This window comes from Mesorhizobium sp. M1E.F.Ca.ET.041.01.1.1, assembly GCF_003997355.1.
GTDB lineage: Bacteria > Pseudomonadota > Alphaproteobacteria > Rhizobiales > Rhizobiaceae > Mesorhizobium.
The window spans coordinates 1-426 of the sequence record NZ_RZSL01001268.1 but is presented as its reverse complement, the minus strand read 5'-3'; the positions used below and the strand labels follow the sequence as shown (position 1 = coordinate 426).

At 59.6% G+C, this 426-nt stretch carries 1 pseudogene; it reads left to right on the top strand.

Going from position 1 to position 426, the window contains the following annotated elements:
• Positions 1-107: 107 nt before the first annotated feature.
• Positions 108-426 (top strand): annotated as a pseudogene (locus EOA38_RS38730) (MFS transporter); the annotation flags it as partial.

Here is a 426-nt window from a genome sequence, read left to right as displayed (position 1 = left end):
CTATTGGACCAAACCACGAAAGAAGTCGCCATTCAAGCCGACTATAAGGCAAGCGTCCTATAAGACTGCCTGCGGTTCGCCGCCAAAAAGACCACGGAGCAATTGCCTTGACCGACACGACAGCTGCCGCCGTCGCTACCCCAGCGCCGGCCAGCCACCCCTCGGCGCAAGCGACGGCCTTCACCGTCATTCTTGCGGTGAGCTTCTGCCACTGCGTCAATGACATCATGCAGTCGCTGCTTTCGGCCATCTATCCGCTGCTCAAGGACAATTACGGTCTCGACTTCTGGCAGATCGGCCTTTTGACCTTCACCTTCCAGGTGACCGCCTCGCTGCTGCAGCCGGTGATCGGCATGATCACCGACAAACGGCCGATGCCCTATTCCTTGCCTTGGGGCATGGCCTCGTCGCTGATCGGGCTGGTGG